This window comes from Paenibacillus silvestris, from assembly GCF_009882985.1.
Lineage (GTDB): Bacteria > Bacillota > Bacilli > Paenibacillales > NBRC-103111 > Paenibacillus_E > Paenibacillus_E silvestris.
In genome coordinates, this window is the sequence record NZ_WTUZ01000039.1 from 105,474 (window position 1) to 128,234 (window position 22,761).

The following is a 22,761-nucleotide window of genomic DNA, read 5'->3' on the forward strand; positions in this document are numbered from 1 at the left end:
ACTCGATTGAAATAAAGGGAGTTTTTCCCGCTAATCGATTCGACTTCATAACAAAGAAGCTGTCCCTAGTCATCCTTTGGAATGACATGCTCCATAACCTTTTGTTATTCCTCACCTAATATAACGGTAGTACAAATCGTGATTGCTTTAGTGTTAAAGTAGTCACACGGGGAGGATACAGGAGGCAACCTCATGGTTATTGTCACTATAGTTGCTGTCCCAAACAGCTTCGAGCAATTGATTTTAATGAAACTTGGAAAGTTTCTGATCACTATAGAAGTATACCGATTGTATGCATAATCAATCCAAAAATTTAGGAGGAATTCACAATGACAACTCAACTCACGACAGCTCAAAAAATAATGAAAGGCTGGAACATGCATCACAACAGCCTGGTTCAACTGGTAGATCAACTTCCCGCATCGAGCGGCAATTGGCGTCCTTGGGATGGCGGCATGACCACGCTGGAGCTGGTACACCATCTCGCTTGGACACCAGAGTTCTTCTTTGCTCAGATCGAGCAGCGCGATATGAACATTCCACCCGTACCATCGACGATTGAAGAAGCGCGTGAGCTTGTGAAACATCTGACCGCGGTGACGGAGCAGAAGCTGAATGCTTACACGGATTCAAAGCTTCAAGAAGTCGCCACTATCCATATTAACGGTGTTGCTATTACGGAGCCAATCGAGGAGATGTTCCATCGTCTGGTTGCCCATGAAGCGCATCACAAAGGACAACTATTCGTTTATGCCCGTATGCTTGGCGTAACACCACCATTTTATGTAGATCTAAGTGTTTAACACATGCATTCTCATAATAAATTTAACCATACAGGGCTAAACTAAAATGTCTTCTGACACTATTAGATTTACTATCAACCAGCGGAAGCAATGCTGGAGTAATGATAAGTATACGGATTTAGATCTTTATTAATCAGAAATTTAGGAGGAATTTAAATGCTAACTCAACTTACAACGGCTCAAAAAATCTTAAAAGGCTGGAAAATGCATCATAACAGTGCGGTTCAATTGGTAGATTCATTGCCCGAAACAAGTGGCAGCTGGAGTCCTTGGGACGGCGGTATGACAACGCTGGAGCTAGTGCACCATCTCGCCTGGACGCCCGAGTTCTTCTTTGCTCAGATCGAGAAGCGCGAGATGAATATTCCGCCCGTTCCTTCGACCATTGCCGAAGCGCGCGAGCTAGTGAAGCGTTTGACCACAGTGACAGAGCAGAAGCTGAATGAATACACCGATTCCAAGCTGCAGGATATTGCCACGATTAATATTAACGGTGTTGATCTTACAGAGCCAGTTGAGGAAATGTTCTATCGTTTGATCGCCCATGAAGCCCATCACAAAGGCCAACTATTCGTGTATGCCCGTATACTTGGTGTGAAACCACCATTTTATGTAGATCTAAGTGTTTAATTTGGAACATATAAAAAAAGCTTGAGAAATCAAGCTTTTTTTTGTGTCCAAAAGTTCTGGTAAATGGTATTGACGTTTCGTCTTTGCCTTGTCATAATAATCTTAATTAAATAAGTGTGATCACATATCACAAATCACGGAGGTAAGAGAATGAGTGACATAATAAAAGTGCCATCAGTGAATAACGAAGTGTACGACCGATTAAAACAACGCATTACCCTTGGGGTAATCCCGCCTGGGAAGAAAATCTCGATCCGCACGATAGCGGAGTTGTTTGGCGTAAGCACAATGCCTGTGCGAGAAGCGCTGCGTATGCTGCAGGCGGAAGGTTTTATTACATTCGAAAGGCGCAGCGTGACCGTCAACGAACTGTCGGTGGAGGAAGTGAAGCAAATGTTTACCATTCGCAAGCACCTCGAAATGCTCGCCGCGGAGTGGTCCCTCGAACAGGTAACTAATCATGATTTGGGGGTTTTGGAAGACATCTTGGAATCGATGGCTAACCCAAACATGGACGTGACGGAATGGCGGAAGTTGAATAAGCTCTTTCACTTACGATTTTATGAATGTTCCAAGTCCTCGCATGTGCTCGATCTGATCAAGAATGTTTGGGATAAGGTGGAGCCATACATGACGATTTATTCGTCGTCTGTTGACGATTTTCAAGAAGCGCATATTCAGCACCGCGAGATTTTGGATTTGATTCAGCAGCGTAACCTCCCCCAGCTTCTTGAGAAGATTTCCGACCACCTGATTTATACTTGCGATGTGGTTCTGAAAGCTTTATCCAATAAAAAGTAAATTGATTAAGGAGGTGAATGCTATGGCATGAGGTGTAGGGCGATTAAGACTCGGAGAAAAGATTTGCAGTTGAAAATTAGCGGAGGTGTATTCAAATGAGTCATGCATCAGAGGATAGTGAGCTTTTTGAGAGCGAGTACGAACATACACCTGTTCCAGCGGATAAACGAAAGTCTTTGTTATCTGTTATGTCCGTATGGGTTGGATTTCCAATGATTATTACCGGTGCTGTCACCGGCGCCACGCTCGTGCATGGGTTGGGTTTCATGCGGGGCATCCTTGCGATGGTTCTTGGTAATGGATTGCTATTTGCGTATGTTGGGCTTCTTAGCATGCTTGGGGCGAAGGACGGGTATAATTTCTCCCTCCAAGCTTCAAAGACATTTGGGCGGAAAGGGTACATGGTTTCTTCCGCGCTCTTGTCTACGCTCGTCATAGGGTGGTTTGCTGTGCAGACGGGATTAACCGGCGTTAGTATGGGGAGTGCTTTTGGCGTGAATCAAGTGCTCATCGTAGTCATTGCGGGTGTACTGTACTTGTTGTTGACTTTGTTAGGTATTAAGGCATTGTCTATTATAGGAATTATATCAGTACCCTTGTTTCTCGTATTAGGAGTGTACTCTGCAGTGGAGGCTGTCGGGAATGGGCAAACCGTTATGAGCTATGCAGGTAATCCAGATTCCCCGTTGGCCTTCTGGGTCGGTGTCACACTTGTATTTGCCTTGTTCGCGGACTCGGGAACGATGACGTCAGATTTCACCCGCTGGGCAAAAAATCGCAATCACGCTTTAATCGCGACATTTGCTGCATTCCCCATATCAAATTTGATTGCAATGATTGTGGGAGGTGTTATTGCTGCAGCAACACTAAGCGGGTCAGGTGACGTATTCGGAGTCATCGTTGCGAAAGGCGGCTTTTTAACTTGGATTGCAGTGCTGTTTCTCTTTGTTAATCTAGGTACGGTCTGCTCGCACTGCTTGTACAATGGAGCCGTCGGATGGTCGCACATTACGGGGACCAAGATGCGTACAATGACAATCGTACTCGGCCTTATCGGAATTCTCGTTGCGGCGCTTGGTATTTGGGGCTACTTCATTAACTGGCTGAATCTCCTAGGTGTGATCGTGCCGCCGATCGGTACGATTATCATTATGGATCAGCTGGTAACGCGCAAAGCGTCGACTGCCATCGACGGCAATATTCGGTACCAGCCTTTCGTTGCTTGGGGAATCGGCTCAGCTGCCGCTCTTTTCGCCAATTATCAGTTTCCTAGTGTATCCACTGCGATTTGTGGAATTATCATATCCGCTATAGCTTATTGGATGATTTCTAAGAAGTCATCCGTCGTTGCTCCCAAAACGGCAGCAGCAAAATAGTAACGGAATCAGCAGCGAGAGAAGCGTCTGCCAACGCGTCTCTCCGACCAAGCCAGGGAGATTCATTGCTGACATTGTAGCATATTTGCTTAGACAGAAAAAGGAGTTGATCATATGCGTACTTTTACATATATGGAAGCTACCGTGGAGTCGTTCCACGAAGCTTTGAAGGCAAAGATCGTTACTGGAGCAGATTTGATACGATGGTATCTAGATAGAATTGACACTTATAATAATCAGGGCCCTAGTATACAAGCGATTGTAACTGTCAATCCCTCCGCGATGGAGGAAGCGAAGGCGCTGGATACTTTTTTCGCCGAAACAGGCGAGTTCAAAGGCCCGCTGCACGGGGTGCCCGTGCTTGTGAAAGACCAGGCCGAGACGGCTGGCATCCGTACAACATTCGGTTCCATCGCATTCGCGGATTACGTACCGGAGCAAGATGCTTCGCTTATCAAGCGGCTTCGCCAAGCAGGGGCGATCATTCTTGCGAAGACGAGTATGTGTGATTTCGCAGCAGGGTGGTTCTCCTTTTCGTCGATGACGGATCACACCAAAAATCCGTACGATTTGGACTGTGAATCCGGCGGTTCAAGCGCTGGTACGAGCGCCGGTATTGCTTCGAATTTTGGCCTAATTGGTGTCGGTGAAGATACAGGTGGTTCCATTCGATTACCATCTTCTTTCAATAATCTATTCGGCCTTCGCATCACGACCGGTCTGATCAGCCGTAACGGTTTTTCTCCGCTCGTGCATTTTCAAGACACTGCCGGCCCGATTACACGTACAGTTAAAGACGCTGCAAAGCTAATGGATGTCCTCGTCGGCTTCGATCGGAACGATGTGTTTACAGCCGCTGCCGCTCAAACCGCGCATGCAGGGCAGTACGAGGCTATGCTCGAAGGCGCCAGCATGAAGAAGTACCGAATAGGCGTACTCTCTAGTGCATTTGGTCCAGACAGTGATGCGGACTGTGCTCCCGTGAATGACCGGATTCGCTCGACGGTTAGCTGGTTGAAGGAACAAGGCGTCGAGGTCGTGGAAGAGCTCGAACTCCTTGATATGGACCAATGGATTACCGAGACATCGCTATACACCTTGCAGTCGAAGAAAGACATCAACAACTTCTTGCAGAAGCGTCCAAGCGCTCCACTCAAGAGCTTCAAGGAAATATACGATGCTAATGCGTTTCACCCAATGAACGACTTGTTCCACGACATTAACGCTGGACCCGATGAGCCTGAGAGTGACGAGAACTATTACCGCTCGCGTGTACGCCAAGAGGAATTCCGACGCGCCATCGTTCACCTGATGCTGGACAAGGAAGTGGACTTCCTGCTCTATCCGACCGTTCAAGTACTGCCGCCGAAGCGCGAGGAATTGTATGCTCAGAAGTGGAGTTGTCTAACGTTCCCGACGAATACGGTTATCGCTTCACAATCTGGCCTTCCGGCTATGTCAGTTCCCTCCGGATTCGCCGGTCATCTCCCCGTAGGCTTTGAATTAGTCGGTAAGCCGTTCGCAGAAGCGGATCTACTGCGGTTCGCTTACGATTACGAACAGCATGCTTCCCCAAGGAGAGAACCAGGGCTGTGAGAACTGCAATAGATCTAAATTGCGATATGGGGGAAAGCTTTGGCGTCTATCGGTATGGGGCCGACGAAGAGATGATGCCGCTCATCACTTCTGCCAACATTGCCTGCGGCTTTCATGGCGGAGACCCTCGCATCATGCGGGAGACGGTAGCCCTTGCCAAAAAGTACGGTGTGCGAGTAGGCGCCCACATCGGACTGCCAGATCGTGGAGGCTTTGGCCGCAGGTATATGCAAATGTCGCCGAGTGAAGTGTATGATCTCTCGTTGTATCAACTTGGGGCGCTCGACGCATTCCTTCGGGCGGAAAAAATGACGATGGCACATGTGAAGCTTCACGGAGCTCTTTATATGATGGCATCGGACGATCCGGCGCTTTCCGACGCATTCATTGAAGCGGTTCATGCTTTTGACCCTTCACTCAGTGTATTTACCCTGCCTGACAGCAATACTTCGAGGAGTGCGGCGCGCCTCGGCATTCGGGTCATTCATGAATACTTCGCCGATCGACCGTACTCGGATGGCAAGGTGAAGATGTTCGGATGGACGCCGGGTGAGATTGGCTCTCCTATGGACATCTCCTCGCGAGTGGCTCAGTTGTTAGAGAATCCGGACTATGCAGACATCGGGACGGTCTGCGTGCACAGTGACACCGTTGGCGCGCCAGCTATCATGAAAGCGATCCGCGACCGGTTGTTCCCAGAGTTGAATCCTGAAGAATTACTTTAATATAGTGTGTTTCGTTATTATCGAAGAGAAGGCAGCCGATCTAATAATCGGTTGCCTTTTCTCCGTTAATGGGGGTTTATGAGGGTAATTTTCAGAGTTTAAGAAAAATTTTATTTTTATCCCCCTTTTTTCTTAATTAGTTTTCCTTATCCTAAGTGCATGGAAGGTTAGGAGGAACTAAGGACGGGGGTGGGAAGAATGAAGTCGATCACAATTCTGATAGCTGATGATGAGACCGAGATTGCGGATCTGATTGAGTTGCATTTGGAAAAAGAGGGCTATCGCTGCTTGAAAGTATCTGATGGTCAGCAAGCTGTTTCTGCTGTTCTGTCGCATTCTATTGATTTGGCGATTTTAGATATTATGATGCCTGAGCTGGATGGTTATGAAGTTACTAGGCTTATTCGAGAACAACATCACTTGCCAATCATTTTCTTAAGCGCCAAAGCGACCGACCTCGATAAAATTACCGGACTCATCAGAGGAGCAGATGATTATGTGACCAAACCGTTCAACCCCATGGAATTGGTTGCTCGTGTTAATGCGCAGTTAAGGCGTTCCAAGCTGTTTCATCAATCAACGCAACCAGACAGAGTTATGGTAGAGGCAGGCGGACTGGTCATTTATCCCCAAGAACGCACGGTAATCCTTTACGACAAGCTTATTGAGTTAACGCCAAAAGAATTCGAGATTTTACATCTGTTAGTCAGTTATCCCAAGAAAATCTATAGTGCAGAAAACATCTTTCAACAGGTGTGGGGTGATACCTACTACGAAGGCAGCAATACGGTTATGGTACATATTCGATCCTTGCGGAAGAAGCTTGGCGAAGATCTGCATAGGAACAAACTCATAAAAACAGTTTGGGGCGTGGGGTATACTTTTAATGGCTAAAATGTTCCAAAGCTTTCGCTTTAAAATGATCCAACTTTTTGGCTTGAGTATGCTAGTTTCCGCCACTATGACTTATTTACTCTATAAAGCTCTGCAGATTTATTATTATACGACCAAGTTCGAAAATCCGTTGACGGCTATTCGTTATTTCATAAGAGATATTGGGGATATCAACTTCTTTTTGCTTATTTTCATCCCTCTTTCGTATTTGTTTTTCTTCCTGTTCACCAAACGTTATGCAGCCTATTTCAATGAAATATCCAGTGGAATTAATCAGCTGGCGAATGGCAACTTCAACAGTCGGATAGATATTCCATCCAAAGATGAGTTTGGGGATATTGCAAGGGATATTAATCTGGCGAGTGAGAAATTGCAGCAAGCTTTGGAGAGAGGAGACTTTGCAGAAACCAGCAAAGAACAATTAGTCTTGAATCTGGCTCATGACTTGCGTACGCCGCTGACTTCCGTATTAGGTTATTTGGATTTCATTCTGCAAGACGATCAACTGGCGGCAGAGCGAATCAAACACTATACGAGCATCGCGTTTACGAAGGCTCAACGTTTAGAAAAGCTTATTGACGAACTATTTGAAATCACTCGAATGAACTACGGGAAGCTTACGATTGACAAAAAAACAATCGATCTAAGCGAGCTTCTCATTCAATTAAACGAGGAATTGTACCCTGCCTTTGAAAAAAACAGCCTAACAACCCGTTTGAATGTGGCGCCTCATTTGACGGTTTGGGGTGACGGAGAGCTATTGGCACGCGTATTTGAAAATCTGTTGACGAATGCCATTCGCTATGGAAATGATGGCCAATTTATAGATATTAACTGCCATATGGACGTAGAAAATGTTGTGATTCAAGTCATTAATTACGGAGATTGCATTCCTCCGGAAGAGCTGCCATACGTCTTTGATATGTTTTTTACAGGCGATCGAGCGCGTACGCCTCAAGAGGGAAGCTCTGGCCTTGGCTTATCGATTGCGAAGAATATTGTCACGCAGCATCAAGGTACAATTTCGGCTCAAAGCAATTTAATTTGCACGCTTTTCGAAGTCCATTTGCCGCAAAATGTAGTATCCGCAGGTCTGGAGTAATCATGGGAGGAGGCTGCGAGGATGCAAGGGGATGTATTAAAAAAATGGATCCGAAAGGATGGTTCAACGGCTTTACTCTTTCTCATGCCGAGTGTTTTCGGATTTGCGTTATTTTATATAATCCCGTTCGCCATGGGAGTGTTCGATTCGTTTACGAGCGGCACCGCAGACAAGCATTTTGTGGGTTTAACTAATTACCGTGAGCTGCTGGCTAGTCAATCCTTCCGTAAGGCCGCGTCCAATACGTTTTATTTTAGTGCGATCAGCGTTCCGCTTATCCTTGTGCTGTCGCTTGGGTTGGCGATGCTTCTAAGTAAGAATATCTATCTGCGCCAATGGCTGCGAACGGCCTATGTGCTGCCACTCGTTGTTCCTGTTGCTTCCATTATTCTGATCTGGCAGATGATGTTCGATTGGAACGGCTCGCTGAACGCCTGGCTGAGCGGCTTCGGGATTGAGCGTATAGATTGGATGAAGACGGGTGCAGCCCGCAATGTCATCATTGTCGTTTATTTATGGAAGAACATCGGTTATAACGTGATCTTATTTCTCGCGGGACTACAGCAAATCCCAAAGGATTATTACGAAACCGCCAATATGGAAGGCGCAGGGCGCTTAAGGCAGTTTGGCAGCATTACAATGGTGTATTTAACAACGACAATAATCTTTGTAGTTATTATGTCGATTATTAATTCGTTTAAAGTATTCCGGGAAACGTATTTGATTGCAGGTGATTATCCGCATGACAGTATATACATGATGCAGCACTATATGAATAACATGTTCACGACGTTGAATATTCAGAAGCTGACTGCGGCGGCGACAATGATGGCTGGCTGCATTATTCTGATCGTCATTGGATTGCTTGCGCTTGAACGCCGCTATCGGCAGTTCATGGAATAGGAGGAGAGCAGGTTGTGTTAGTTACTAACCTATTGAAAAAAAGTGCGTTAACGGCCGTCATGGTCGCGATTGCTGTCCTGTTCATTATGCCAATTGTGATTACTTTCACGAATTCACTGATGTCAGATCAAGAACTTGCTACCAATTATGGACCGATAGGACAGATGAACAAAGCAGTTGCAGGGAAAGCAAATCCGTTTGTGAATTTAAAGTTACTGCCGGATCAAGTGACCTTGAAGCAGTACGGCAAGGTGTTGGTGAGCAGCCCGAGATATTTGACGATGTTCTGGAATTCCGTATTTTTGGTAGTGCCGATCATCATAGGGCAAGCCCTCGTAGCAGCACTTGCTGCGTATGCCTTCTCCAAACTGCAATTTCGTGGCCGTGAATCCTTATTCCTCGTCTATGTCTTGACGATGCTCATGCCATTCCAAGTGACACTAGTGCCAAACTACCTGATGGCGGATAAGCTTGGGCTGCTGGATAGTAGGTATGCGATTATTTTGCCTGGCATTTTCGCAGCTTTCGGTGTATTTATGCTTAGGCAGTTCATGTTGGGTATCCCATACGCCTATATCGAAGCGGCAAAGATAGATGGAGCTGGACATCTGCGAATTTTTTACAAAATTATGATTCCGATGATCAAACCGGGTTTGGCTGCACTGGTTATCCTCTTGTTCGTCGATTATTGGAACATGGTGGAGCAGCCGCTTATTTTTTTGGACGACCCATTCAAGCAGCCGTTATCGGTTTATTTATCCAATTTGACTGCTGAAAAAGGGATTGCTTTGGCTGCGTCGATGCTTTACATGACTCCGATGGTACTCTTGTTTCTGTATGCGGAAACGTATTTCATTAAAGGCGTTCAATTGTCGGGCATTAAGGGGTGATGAATAGGAGGTGAAAGACATCAGATGGAGTTAGAAGAAGAGCGGGGTAATCGCAGGCGCACCCGAAGCATTCAAATTGTGTTCCTTGTTTTTATAGGAATGTTACTGTTTTTTACGCTATTCAGCAACACGCTGCAATCATTGACCTTGCCGAAAGTGCGAACAGAAAAGGCGGCTAACGGGAATCTTTTGTTCAAGCTTGAAAGTAGTGGTATATTGCAACCATTTGCCGAAATGAGATTATCGAACCCTGCCGGTTGGAAAGTTAGGAAGATTCTCGTGAAAGAAGGCGATCGAGTGATGAAGGGGCAGCCGCTAATCATGTATGACAGTACAACTGCTGAACGAGAATTGGAAGATCAACTTGCCTATCTAGAAAAGCAGAAAATTGACCTGCAAAATGTGCAAGATCAGTTCATTCAGTTGAACACGGAAGGAGACGAATTCAAGATCCGGAATGCAAGACGTAATATTGAAACGCTTAAACTAGATCTGGGCGTGCAGGAACGTAAAATTAACGAGTTGAGGGATCATCTGGCTAACCAACGGGAGATGATCGCTCCAGTCGATGGGATTATTAATAAATTGAATGCTATTGAAGGGGGAACATCATCGGGAGATCCGGATACTGTTATATCCAATAGCAGTCTAGGTTATCGCTTGGATATTTCTGCCGATGCAACGCTGCTTTCGAGCCTGGGTATTTCGGTCGGGGATAAGGTAGAGGTCATGGTACATACCATGGCAGAAACAGATCAAGCTCAACCAATCCGTATGATTGACGGCACGATTGATGAAATGACCCCTGCAGAACCTCGTACCGGGAGCTCAAATGGAATATCAGGACTTCCCCCATCAATTCCGCAGAAGTCTCTTCACATAAGGCTTGCTGATTCTCAGCTGAAAGGGGGTGAGAAGGCCGAGGTCAAATGGGAGAATCGCTCACAGCAAGAAGGATTGGTCCTATCTAATGAGGCGATTCATGAGGACTCTGAAGGCACATTTGTATATAAAATGGAAGAGATGAGGGGGACTTTAGGCAATAGCTATATGGCTCGTAAAGTCCGAATTCGATCCAGTGAAGCGAATGGCAAAAAAACGATGATTCAAGCGGATAATCTCTATATGGATGATCTGATTATTATGGAAAGCAGTGAGCCTTTACAAGACGGAAACCGTGTTCGTTTGCAATAGTTAAGCAAGTAGAAAAGATCATTGTAGGAGGAAACATTCGATGAAAAAAGGTTTGTATATGATTTTTATTGGTATTTTAGCAATTTCAATGACCGCATGCAGTACGGGAGACAACAAAGGTTTGTCAAATACGAAGGAGCCAGCAAGCGATGCATTGTCAAATACGAAGAAACCGGTAAGCAAAGACGGGAAAACGGTCGTGACTCTGGCGATGCCAGGATCGCTCGAACCTTCGAACTATTTTGTACAGTCGGGAGAGTACGGATTTTTTCAGACGGTTGAGAAAAAGTTTGAAGAAAAGTATCCGGAGATTGATCTGGCATTTCAGTTTACAGAAGATAATGCGAAATATAAAACCACGACAAATACAGCCTTGCTATCCGGGAAAGGCCCGGATATTTTCGAAATAAGCAGCTTGCCTATCGAGGATTATGTGAGCAAAAAGCTTCTCCTGAACATGGATGAGGCCATAGAGCAAGACAAAACGCTGAATAAAAGTGATTTGCAAACGAACATTTTGGATGTATTGAAGCGCAGTGGTAGTCTGTATGCCATGCCTTTAGGGTTCAACTTACGTGTTTTTGCAGGCGATGGGGACATCCTTAAGAACACGAATGTTGACGATAAGAAGTGGACCTGGAAGGATTTTGAAAATATGGTGAAGAAACTGGGAGAAGGCGGCAAAGAGCGGCGCTACGGTTTAGCGTTTTATCCAGCAGAAAGCGTCTTTATTGATTTGTTTGTGGGAAGATACTCAGAGTTCGTTGATAGTTCAACGAAAACGGCAAAGATCGACTCTCCTGTATTCGTTGGATTAATGAACCAAGTTAAGAAAATGTATGATGATAAAATCATGACGGGGGATGAGGGAGCGTCTATTTTCTATTCCTCCAATGGTATTTCAAAGCCAGAAGGTTTAATGAGTCTGTATGAAATCTTCGCCAACCCGAAACTGCTGCAACAACCAGAACAAACGGGTGGAGCTAGGGTTAGCTCCTCAGCCCAGTTTGCCGTACAAGTCAATTCCCCGGTTAAAGAGGAGGCTTGGAAGGTTATCGCTTTCTTATTATCCGACGAAGTGCAAGCCTTGCCAGGAAGAACAGGATTCTCACTGCTTAAATCCGTGAATGAGAAGCAGCTGAACGAGATTCAGAAACAAGTTAAAAGCGGAACGTACAAGCTTTCAAGCGGGAAAGTACCCAAGGTGTCGGACGAGCAATTTACGCAGTTCAAACAAATGATTGATACAGCACGTAGCTATCAGTCACCAGACATGGAAGTGTATGCTATTTTAAATGCAGAGGTCTCGTCCTTCTTTAACGGACAGAAGTCTGCGGAGGAAGTAGCCAAGCTAATCCAGAACAAGGTGACAACCTTTTTAAACGAGTAGCCAATAAATGAAGTCTGCGGCGAAAAAGCTGCAGGCTTTTTCTATTCACCTTCACAATAAATATATATGATCACGACTCTCCTCTAACATAATGGGCTTATATTGATAAACAAACGTTAGCAGAGGTATTTGCAGCAGCAGATCAGGAGGGGATAGAAATGGTGAAAAAGTGGTTTGCCTTATTTGCATTATCGTTCGTATTATTCATGCTATGGGTTCCTCTTACCTTCGCACATGATGGTGACAGCGTGGCCTATTCGGATATTTCAATGAAAGATGGTATCATCACGTACAAATTGCAACTCGATATGTACGATATGCGTGCAGGAGCAACACAAGATGACCCGAACAGACAGTTCACAACGCCCGAAGTGTTAAATCAATTCGTTGCCAATTCGCAAGAGGAAGTGGAAGCTTATCTGCTCTCTCAAATCAAATTGTATGGTGATAATTTGCAGCTTGATGGAAAGCTGACTAAGCTTACCTATTTCGACAAGGACAATCAGCCGTTTGCCGAAGCGATTCTGGAGTATCCAGTGAAATCTAGTCCTCAACATTTTAAATTGGATTATGACTTGGTTTTTGATATGGATGAGTGGCATGTCAATTATGTAACCTTAGCGCTCGGTGAGTTTAAGCATAATGCTGTATTAGTGAAAGATCTTCGTGAAGTTCAAGTGGGTCAATTGAGCTTTGGACATGCCATTATTGAATTTTTTCAGCTTGGTTATGAAAGCTTGCTGCTAGGTTTTGAGCATCTGTTGTTTCTACTCGGTCTTCTTATCGGTGTGAAATCTAGGAAGCAGCTGCTAGTATTTGCAGGTATTTTTGCAGCTGCTCAGCCACTGACTTTGATTTTGGCCAGTCTGCCTATCCCGGCGTTTCCGGACAAATTTGTAGATTCTGGCATTGCACTTAGTATGCTATATGTCGCTCTGAACATGCTGTTCAACAAGAACAAGGAACAAAATTTGTGGTTAATATCCTGCTTTAGCTTGATTCATGGTTTTGGTTTTGCTGAGGTATTGCGTAGAATGAGCAGCGATGGACCCCACGTTGCATTCTCATTAATTGCCTATAGTGCAGGGATTGTTATCAGTTTAGCCTTGATTGTGCTGATTCTGTATCCGCTGATTTCTGCGATCCGCAGGATCAAATGGGCGATTCCTGCTATTTTGATTGTACTCGCCTTGCTCGGATTAATCGCGTTTATTAGGAGCTATCTAGCATAACTTCGCTAACCCTCCCAAACCTTCATTGTTACCATGAACTGTATACTTTACGTTTACAATTAACACACGCAAAAATATATTTCTCTTTACAGTTCTAAGATACAGTATAAGGAGTGCCTTCAAATATTAACCGCGCGGTGAGGCACTATCATCTTATAGGAGTGGTTTATATATGTTTAGTAGTTTATTTAATTCCAAAAGACGACTTACCACAATTACTGTACTAGTCTTAGCCCTTCTATTAGTCATTTCTCTTCTGCCGTCTGGATTTGCAGATAAATTCAAGCTGAATTCAGTCGTCAGTGCAGATGCAAGCAGTTATGCTATCTCAGACGTTGTACTCAATCCGGGAAAGAACGAATCCGAAATGAATGTAACGTATTATACGAACGTAAATCCGATAGCTGCCAAAGTCCAAGTAACTTATAAGGCTCTCGTCGTAGGCGGTAATTTCCCTAGCGGTTCTAACGCTGTTACCTTCACAGGAACTACTTCCGAAGCTGCGACCGTTTCATCGAACGTTTATTATTCCAACAAAGTAACAATTACAAGTATTACACCTAATACAGAGTTTGCGTACCGAGTAGGAGACGGCACCAACTGGAGTCCGATTTACTACTTTTCCTCACAAGATCCATACAACTACAGCGTTATGTTTGTAGGAGATCCGCAAATCGGTTCGTCAGGTAGTGTAACCAATGATACATATGGTTGGACGAACACTCTGAACAAAGCAATTGCTATGTTCCCTAAAACGAGCTTTATTATGTCCGCTGGTGATCAGGTGGAAACGAATAACAGTGAAGCGCAATATGACGCTTTCCTAAGTCCAAGTCTTCTAAAAAGTTTACCTATAGCAACGGTTGTTGGTAACCACGATGGCAGTGCGAATTATGCTTATCATTTCACTCAGCCAAACCAATCTACTTTAGGTGCTACGACGGTTAGCCCAGGCGACTATTATTACACCAAAGGCGACACTTTGTTTATGGTATTGAATACAAACAATAGCAGCGCAGCAGCACATGTACAATTTATGAAAGAAACCGTTGCTGCTGTTCCAAATGCCAAATGGAAATTTGTCTCTTTCCACCATGATATTTATGGAGCAGGAACTCACTCCTTAGAGTCTTCTATTACAAATTTGAGAGCTGGGCTATTCCCAACGTTCGATGAGCTGAATATCGACATGATCTTCATGGGGCATGACCACTCTTATGTAAGAACGTTCGTTATGAAAGGCGACAAACCGCAAAAAAATCAGCTTGTTGACAGTCAAGGAAGAGATGTAAACCCTACAGGTGCTACATACATCACGGCCAACTCATCAAGCGGCAGTAAGTATTATTCCTTACAAACAACACCAGAAGTTTACTCCGCAGTTAGAAGTCAGCTTCGTGTTCCGACCTTCTCTATGATTGATGTAAGTCCAACAAGCGTTACGGTGAAAACGTTCAGAACCGATACAATGGAAGTTGTTGATTCCTATGGATTGGTTAAGGATACGGAAGCCAAAGTCTATTCGAAACAAACACAAGATGTTCACCCGTCTACTTTTGAATACTACTATGCCCTTACAAATGGTAATAATGTAAACACCGTAGATGCAACATTCGGTTTTGACAGCACAAGAATCAAATTTAAGAAAGCTGAGCTAGTATCTCCTAACGCTGGAGTCATTGACAGCAAATTAGAAGGTAACTCCGTTAGGGTTGTGGCAGGCTTAACAACAGCTATCTCGACGATTGCACCCACAGATGTTGTTAAACTTACCTTTGAGCTAGTTCCAGGACCGCAGAAAGTGGCGTCAGCAGATTTAAATCTTCTAACCTCAATAACTTCTTCGGTTGGACTAAATAAAGATACGAAATCTACGATTACTGGGAAGACAGGCTCCGTTATCAGCTATTACGATTTCAATAATGACGGTCTATTAACGGCGTCTGACTTGTCAAAAGCCCTACAGTATTACAGAGCTACATCAACTGATGCAAACTGGAATGCTGTTAAGTTTGCAGATATCAATACGGATAATGTTGTTGATATTACGGACTTCACTTTAATCTTAAGGCAGATTCTTGAATAATCATTGATACCCCGATATTCATTGATAGACCTTCACAGGAAAAGGCTTTATGCCTTTTCCTGGATTTTAAACTAGAGAGGTGCCTTGTAGAAAATGAAAATGAAATTGATGACGATCTTCGTTCTTATATGCATCCTATCCTTACAAACAACGGCATTTGCTGCTACTAACCTTCAAAGTGTAGAGTTTTCACAGTCAAGTGTTACTGTCGGCACCAATGCAAACGAATTTTCAGTGGGCATCATTGTTACGAACAATGCGCTGTTTAGCGGCGCTGAATTTGGTTTAGGACTTGAAGGTAATATCCAAATTAAATCAGTAGATTACACAAGTACCATTACTAGCGAGAATAAAGTGAACACAGAAAAAGACGGAGTTCATTATTTTGGCTTCTTTGATTACAAAAACATATACAACGGAAAAGTAAACATTTGTAATGTGACATTTACTTATACGGGCAATGATCCTGCGAAAGTAACGATGAAAGAAACGAATGTAACAACAACGACCGAGAGCGGCGGGGCAACAAAGGAAAGCATAACGCCTGGTCTTGTTCTAAATGTGAATAGAGAAAGTGCTGGAAACCCACCCTCGTCAGGAGGTTCTTGGGCATCAGGGCCATCCGCTACTCCTGTAGCTGCGATTACATCACAAGAGCTCGCTTTAATTACTCAAAATGCGGACCAAAAGCTGAATGAGCTATTAGCCACTAAGAACAATGGGGGCAATGCCCAGACAGCACTTAAACAGGCAACCGATGCCGTTGAAAAGGCTATAGAACAACAATCGACATTGAATATTTCCGGTTCGGTTAAAGTGGATGGTGATACCGCCAAGGTTGAATTAAATGCCAACGCGTTCACTGATTTGTTCAAAACCATTATGGACCAAGCAGCAATTATGACTGATAAATTAAAAGCATTTGATCCAAATGCTGAAGTTAAAGTGACTACTACCCTTGATCTAGGCACACAAACTGTAAATAATGCAGAGATCCCAATTATTGCTGATCTAGTAACGAAAGCCAAGGAAGCTGGAATTGATGCGATCTCGTTTAAAATAAATGGCGTTTCCTTAGCCGTTGATGTAGATCAGTTTACGGGGATTACTACGCTGACTATTAAAAAACAACCAGCAGCAAACTTAGTTACAAACTTAAAACTTGCATCAGATATATACAATTTTGAGTTTATGAATAGTTCAGGCACAAATGCTACCTTTACGAAACCTGTGATTATCAGACTACCGATTACGGTGCAAGGATTGAATTCAGACCTATTCTCTCTAGCCAAAATCGTTGACGGTAAATTGGAGTTTTATGGCGGTCATTATGACGCAGAAGACAATTACTCCGAGGGTGAACGCAAATCATTTTCTACGTATGCCATCTTTGAGAACAAAGTAGCGTTTAAAGATATTGCTGACGTTCAAGCATGGGCAGGTAAATCAATTGGAATCGCAGCTGCTCAAGGAATCGTACAAGGCCGAAGCGAAGGCGAATTTGCGCCAAATGCTGAAGTTACACGCGCAGAATTCGCTGCGATGATTGTAAAAGCTTTTCACTTGGACGATGAAACAGCTACCGAATCCTTCAATGATGTAAATGAGGGAGATTGGTTTAAGTCCGTAGTTGCTTCTGCTGCCAAGGCTGGAATCATCCATGGGCGTTCGGATGAGCAATTTGCACCTAATGAGAAAATTAGCCGTGCGGAAATGGCAACTATTGCTTCGAATGCACTCGTTGCTGTCAAAGGCTACAAGCATGAGACAGACATTCATGCGTTATTAAGTAAATTTAAAGATAGCTCATCGATTAATTCCTCTCTTGCAGCTGGTGTTGCATTAGCTGCAAGTCTAGACATCGTAGTTGGTTATAATGATAACTTTGCACCAAATGATTCATCGACACGTGCTCAAGCAGCCGTTGTGATTGAGAGACTTCTAACGAAATAAGCAGCAAACGGAATGACAGAATCCTCCTCTAATTGCAGATAGGGGAGGGTTTTGTCTTTATTACGAAAATTCTGGAGGGAAAATAGATGATCAAGATTAGTGCTCCTGTTAAGCGTACGATATTGTGCTTAATGGCGCTAGTATGCGTGCTGGTGTTTCCTTTCACGCAAGCCGCTTATGCTCATGCTTATAGTGCTGGGTACACGACGCTGACTCTAACCGGGTCGCAAACCGAGATGGTCTACACGCTGGACGAACTATCTGTCATAGAGCTAATGAAAGGTGATACTAACTCAGATAACAAGCTGGATCAAGAAGAGTTCAGTGCAGTGAAAGAGCGGATGGAAGCCACCTTAAAAGACAATCTAACCTTTAGTATGAACGGGGAAAAGAAGGCTTGGACTCAAGTGGAAAGCTTCGGGCTTGAACACCAAGGGGACGCGACAAAGCTGGTGTTGAAAGCCGTGTATCCGCCAGCATCGCCTTCGATGACGGTATCTTTCATCGATAATCTTTATACGAATGATGCGAAAACGAACTACGTCAACCTGTTAACGATCAATCATGGTGATCAGAAAAGCACAGAAGCCTTATCCGGTAATTTCCGAACATGGAACATGGCCTTGACGGACAAGGATTTTGAATCCGAACAACCAAATTCAATGAGCGGCTGGTTTTCCTTTTTTAAACTAGGTATGAGCCATATATTGGGTGGTTATGACCACTTGCTCTTCTTGTTTTCGCTGCTGATCGCACGCCAAACGCTTAAACAGTATGCGACTATGATTACTGCTTTTACAATTGCTCACAGCTTCACCCTAACTTTAACCGTTCTAGGAATTATTAACGTGCCTCCTATGATTGTTGAGCCTGCCATCGCGCTTAGTATTTGTTATGTTGCCATTGATAATATCAGGCGTCCTACGGTTAGCCATCGCTGGGTGCTTACCTTCTTGTTCGGGCTTATTCACGGCATGGGTTTCGCCGACATCTTGAAGGAAATGAACATTCCGAGAAGCGAACTGGCCGTTGATTTGATCAGCTTTAACCTGGGAATTGAAACCGTTCAGATTTTAATCGTTGGATTGCTTGTGCCGCTGCTTTACTTCATGCACCGTTATAAATATGCAAGACGTATCGTTGTTGCCTGTTCAAGTGTCGCTCTTCTTCTAGGAGCTATTTGGCTGCTGGAGCGGGTCATGACTATTTAATGAAAGGAAACCTCTGGGGCAATCAATGATAGAAACGACATACGACTACAGAGCTACGAATGTGGAGGTTTCAAATGCTTAAAACAAAGAAAGTAAGGGTTGTTCTTTTTATCCTGTTTTTGCTGCTCATTAGTCTATTTATGTACTTTTTTAATCACAGTCCCGAAGCCAAGTACAATGAACATGGTGATGCATCCTATACCAAATATGAAAAAGCAAAGGTATTAAAGGTACTTAACGAGGAGTTAGTCAAGGATTCTTCAAGAGGGGATTTATATTCGGGATCTCAGGAGCTCGAAGTTAAAATTCTTTCCGGAGAGCATAAAGGTACCGTTCATACCATTACCAACAACGTGAGTGTCTATTTAAACGTTATTGCAAAAGCAGGACAAACGCTAATCGTGAGTGTTGACACGGCGGATGCTCAAAACTATCTGGTCAGCGTGTACAGCTATTATCGAGCTCCACTTTTATTAACATTAACCTTACTTTTCTTTGCTACTTTGTGGTGGCTTGGGGGAAAAAGAGGGTTAATGTCCGTGGCAGGCATCGTCTTTACTTTTGCTTGTATTATTTACTTGTTCATCCCCATGTTATACAGGGGGTATTCGCCCATACTTGCCTCTGTCCTGATTGTTGTCCTGACAACCTGTGTTACTTTGTTATTATTGAATGGTTGGAGCTCGAAGTCTGTCGCTGCCATCATAGGAACGACTGTTGGGATGATTATCGCTGGACTCGTTGCTTATATAGCGGGTAACTTAGCCCATATCTCTGGGTATAGTACACCGGAAGTCGAAATTTTAATCGTTGTTGCCGATCAAACAGGTATGCAGCTTAAGGGGCTGCTGTTCGCAGGGATTTTACTTTCTTCGCTTGGTGCCATTATTGACGTTGGCATTGCGATTGCTTCATCCGTTTATGAAGTATATGTAACTAATCCTAATCTTAGCAAAAAAGAGCTGTTCATGTCCGGTATTAATGTCGGACGAGATATGATGGGAACCATGGCCAATACCCTGATTCTTGCCTTCACAGGCACTAGCCTGGCTTCTCTGATGATCATATATGTTTCACAGGTATCCAGTAATCAATTACTGAACATGAATACGATCACCGTTGAAGTCATCCAAGGAATAACCGGATGTTTTGGGGTTGTGCTTACTGTACCAATTGTTGCCTTTATTTCCTCACGGATCATTCCTAATTTTGAAAAAAAGGAAAATCTTGCTCCCGTAGTTGAATAAGTTCGAGCAACGGACAAAAAATTACTAAGAAAGAAACTAGCAAACCATTGGTTTGTTAGTTTCTTTGTTCATGCCTGGATACTTGCAAGTACCTAGGATACTTCAAGGTGCCTATAATACTTAAAAGTACGTACTTCCATTAACATTTAATTTGCGACATAATAACAAACGGATAGACCATGTTTACTAGCAGCTATGTCAAGGCCCATTCCGTGAGTATTAGCTCACATGAAATAAGGTAAGAATAAATCATATTGATTTTTAGAGGAGGAATTATAAGATGAAAAGTTATTTGCAGGGGAAACTTGGATTTGGTACTGCGCCGCTTGGCAATATGTTCCGTAACATTCCGGAAGAGGAAGCAATAGCAACTGTGGACGCTGCTTGGGAGCAGGGAATTCGTTATTTCGATACGGCTCCATTCTATGGCGCAGGCTTGGCCGAGCTCCGTCTTGGTGAAGCACTGTCGAAACGCCGGCGCGACGACTATGTATTGAGTACCAAGGTGGGGCGCGTTATTTTAGACGAATTGGAAGATCCAGCTTCGCGCGACTTAGGTGAGAAGGGGGGACTGTTCGAATTCGGGCGCAAGAATAAGCTCGTCAATGATTACAGTGCAGACGCTACGCTGCGTTCTATCGAGCAGAGCCTGGAACGACTGAAAACCGATCGCCTGGACATCGTCTACGTTCATGATATTGCTCAGGATTTCTATGGGGATGAGTGGCTTTCGCAATATGAAATCGCCCGGACTGGAGCGTTTCGCGTGCTAACGCGTTTGCGTGAAGAAGGGGTAATTAAGTCTTGGGGGCTTGGCGTGAATCGCGTAGAGCCGATTGAAATCACAATGGAACTGGAAGAGGCGAACCCGGACATTAGCTTGCTGGCTGGCCGCTACACGCTGCTGGATCATGAGTATGCATTGCAACGATTGATGCCAACCGCGGCTAAAAAAGGTGTGGATATTATTGTAGGAGGCCCGTACAGCTCAGGCATCTTGGCTGGAGGGACCCACTTCGAGTATCAGAAGGCTTCTCCTGAAATCATTTCGAAAGTTGAGCGAATGAAAAGCATTGCAGATCGCCACCAAATTAGTATCAAATCTGCTGCCCTGCAATTTTCTTTAGCCAATCCGGCAGTTGCTGCTGTCATCCCTGGAGCTAGCCGCCCCGAGCGAATTGTTGAGGACAAGTTAGCCTTGCATGCTGTTATACCAGATGAATTTTGGCAGGAAATGCGTGAACAAGAATTGGTATCGCCTGACGCGCCGCTGCCAATCAGTTTCAAAAAGTAAGCTAAGACCTATCGCCTCTTTGAGGCGGTAGGTTTTTTTTGTTTTTGAAGGAGTTAACTGTCTTTTATTTGCTCGCGGCTATAGAATTCTTCCATTTACTCTTAATCAGATAGACGATCATAACAAGTAAGACAGGCACCATATATCCGAAGGTTCCCCATAGAGGATGAATAACGGAGATTATATTTGCCCAGTAGGCTTCGCCTCTTGCATAGGTATTGAACGTTAGAAAACAACAAATTGCCGTCAATGGCAAGATTAACAGGCGGTCATCCTGCAGTTTGAGTAAATGGGTGAAGGTGAGGTTTAGGACAAATAAAACGATAGTTGCTTTCATATAAGAAGCCACAATTAATGAAATTCCTATGAGAGACTCAATTCTCTGAATGATATCGTAAAGCTCTATGGTTCGGGCTATTTGAAACATGGAGAATCGCCGATCTGCGGCGATGGGGCCATAAGTCATTAACGTACATAAAGTGACCGTCACTAAGCATAGACCGTTCAAGACTAGTGCAATAAACAATCCGCGTGTTAACCGCTTGTTTTGTTTCTTGACTGCGAAAGGAAGCAGCATGCTAAAAAGAAAAATTTCGACATAGGGGAATCCGAAAGAAAAATAGGCGCCAAGCAATACGGGTTTAATTCCGTAAGGCATCACGGGCACTAGGTAGGATGGAACATACTTTAAACTGGCAAGTATTAAAATAATGAATACATAGACCATAACCATTGCTGTCAGAAAAACAAACATGCGGGCGATCACTTCAATCCCCATCCGCACGGTTACATAAATCAAGAGAAATATAAGGGTATTGAACACATAGAGGGGTGTCTCCCGCATCATTGTGGTGGTCATAAAGAGCCCGATATCTAGTACAATGCCGGAAGTCATATGAATTTGAAAGGAGATGAAAGGGATTGCCAGCAGGAAGGTGAGCCAGTTTCCTACCGTTACGCGGCTGTATTCAATAAAAGTCAGATCGGGAAATTTGTTATGCATATATAAGATACAACTTAAACAAATAAGGCTGATGGAGCACGAGATCAGAAGGGACACCCAAGATCCGTTGCGTGCAAACATGATTAAAGGCTGAGGAATGTTGATAATGGATGACCCCGTTAAGAAAATGAAAAATACCACAGACAATTGACCAGCACTAATTTGTTCTTGTAATTTCATTACGTTCCCGCCTTTTCATCGGATAGAGGTTCACTAATGGGGGGCTATATTTAAGAACTCAACAATGCGTTTAGAGGGAGCCCCCAGAATGAATTCTGCCATGTCGTACAGAACTAACCATTTTAATTCAAAAATAAAAATGGCTCCAAGATAAAAGGAAACCAAGATCAGGAAGGAATAGGTCTTGATCTCGATAGGCGGCCTTTTTAATAGGCTAGGAACTTCTAATAACAGGAGCGGGACATAGATGA

At 44.0% G+C, this 22,761-nt stretch carries 19 protein-coding genes; 18 read left to right on the plus strand and 1 reads right to left on the minus strand.

The genetic code is table 11. From position 1 onward, the window contains the following. The first annotated feature begins 329 nt into the window (after nt 1-329). From GQF01_RS29890 to GQF01_RS29975, 18 genes are all read left to right on the plus strand, one after another. Nucleotides 330-803 (plus strand): DinB family protein, encoded by a 474-nt coding sequence (locus GQF01_RS29890; protein ID WP_161410727.1) that lies wholly within the window; start codon nt 330-332, stop codon nt 801-803. Nucleotides 804-959: 156 nt separating this feature from the next. Beyond that, on the plus strand, nt 960-1,433 hold the full coding sequence (locus GQF01_RS29895; RefSeq protein ID WP_161410728.1) for a DinB family protein: 474 nt from the start codon (nt 960-962) through the stop codon (nt 1,431-1,433). A 150-nt stretch (nt 1,434-1,583) separates the two neighbouring features. Further along, nucleotides 1,584-2,234 (plus strand): GntR family transcriptional regulator, encoded by a 651-nt coding sequence (locus GQF01_RS29900; protein WP_161410729.1) that lies wholly within the window; start codon nt 1,584-1,586, stop codon nt 2,232-2,234. Between the two features lie 95 nt (nt 2,235-2,329). Beyond that, a complete protein-coding gene (locus tag GQF01_RS29905) occupies nt 2,330-3,610 on the plus strand; it encodes a cytosine permease (protein ID WP_161410730.1) in 1,281 nt (426 codons plus the stop codon). A 114-nt stretch (nt 3,611-3,724) separates the two neighbouring features. Continuing rightward, complete coding sequence (locus tag GQF01_RS29910) at nt 3,725-5,206, plus strand: amidase (RefSeq protein WP_161410731.1); 1,482 nt, start codon at nt 3,725-3,727, stop codon at nt 5,204-5,206. Further along, entirely contained in the window at nt 5,203-5,931 is a 729-nt protein-coding gene (locus GQF01_RS29915) for a 5-oxoprolinase subunit PxpA (protein ID WP_161410732.1), read from the plus strand. Before GQF01_RS29910 ends, GQF01_RS29915 begins: the two co-directional genes overlap by 4 nt. Before the next feature lie 198 nt (nt 5,932-6,129). Next, nucleotides 6,130-6,825 carry a response regulator transcription factor gene (locus GQF01_RS29920; protein ID WP_161410733.1) on the plus strand — a complete coding sequence of 232 codons (696 nt, stop codon included), beginning with the start codon at nt 6,130-6,132 and terminating at the stop codon, nt 6,823-6,825. Then, complete coding sequence (locus GQF01_RS29925; protein ID WP_161410734.1) at nt 6,818-7,927, plus strand: HAMP domain-containing sensor histidine kinase; 1,110 nt, start codon at nt 6,818-6,820, stop codon at nt 7,925-7,927. The genes GQF01_RS29920 and GQF01_RS29925 overlap by 8 nt, the downstream gene beginning before the upstream one ends. A 21-nt stretch (nt 7,928-7,948) precedes the next feature. Further along, entirely contained in the window at nt 7,949-8,830 is an 882-nt protein-coding gene (locus GQF01_RS29930; RefSeq protein ID WP_161410735.1) for a carbohydrate ABC transporter permease, read from the plus strand. 59 nt (nt 8,831-8,889) lie between these two features. Further along, nucleotides 8,890-9,720, plus strand: coding sequence for a carbohydrate ABC transporter permease (locus tag GQF01_RS29935; RefSeq protein WP_202556800.1), 831 nt, complete (start codon nt 8,890-8,892; stop codon nt 9,718-9,720). Between the two features lie 24 nt (nt 9,721-9,744). Then, nucleotides 9,745-10,914, plus strand: coding sequence for an efflux RND transporter periplasmic adaptor subunit (locus GQF01_RS29940; RefSeq protein ID WP_161410737.1), 1,170 nt, complete (start codon nt 9,745-9,747; stop codon nt 10,912-10,914). A 40-nt stretch (nt 10,915-10,954) separates the two neighbouring features. Then, nucleotides 10,955-12,304 carry an ABC transporter substrate-binding protein gene (locus GQF01_RS29945; RefSeq protein ID WP_161410738.1) on the plus strand — a complete coding sequence of 450 codons (1,350 nt, stop codon included), beginning with the start codon at nt 10,955-10,957 and terminating at the stop codon, nt 12,302-12,304. Between the two features lie 158 nt (nt 12,305-12,462). Continuing rightward, nucleotides 12,463-13,536, plus strand: a complete 1,074-nt coding sequence (locus tag GQF01_RS29950) for a HupE/UreJ family protein (protein ID WP_161410739.1) — start codon at nt 12,463-12,465, stop codon at nt 13,534-13,536. Nucleotides 13,537-13,708: 172 nt separating this feature from the next. Further along, nucleotides 13,709-15,622, plus strand: a complete 1,914-nt coding sequence (locus GQF01_RS29955) for a fibronectin type III domain-containing protein (protein WP_161410740.1) — start codon at nt 13,709-13,711, stop codon at nt 15,620-15,622. A 93-nt stretch (nt 15,623-15,715) separates the two neighbouring features. Beyond that, a complete protein-coding gene (locus GQF01_RS29960; protein ID WP_161410741.1) occupies nt 15,716-17,575 on the plus strand; it encodes an S-layer homology domain-containing protein in 1,860 nt (619 codons plus the stop codon). A gap of 86 nt (nt 17,576-17,661) precedes the next feature. After that, entirely contained in the window at nt 17,662-18,786 is a 1,125-nt protein-coding gene (locus GQF01_RS29965) for a HupE/UreJ family protein (protein ID WP_161410742.1), read from the plus strand. Nucleotides 18,787-18,860: 74 nt separating this feature from the next. Next, nucleotides 18,861-20,033 carry a YibE/F family protein gene (locus tag GQF01_RS29970; protein WP_161410743.1) on the plus strand — a complete coding sequence of 391 codons (1,173 nt, stop codon included), beginning with the start codon at nt 18,861-18,863 and terminating at the stop codon, nt 20,031-20,033. Nucleotides 20,034-20,313: 280 nt separating this feature from the next. After that, nucleotides 20,314-21,327, plus strand: a complete 1,014-nt coding sequence (locus GQF01_RS29975; protein WP_161410744.1) for an aldo/keto reductase — start codon at nt 20,314-20,316, stop codon at nt 21,325-21,327. Between the two features lie 64 nt (nt 21,328-21,391). On the opposite strand, the gene GQF01_RS29980 is transcribed toward GQF01_RS29975, so the two are convergent. After that, a complete protein-coding gene (locus GQF01_RS29980; protein WP_161410745.1) occupies nt 21,392-22,510 on the minus strand; it encodes a GerAB/ArcD/ProY family transporter in 1,119 nt (372 codons plus the stop codon). Nucleotides 22,511-22,761 lie beyond the last annotated feature (251 nt).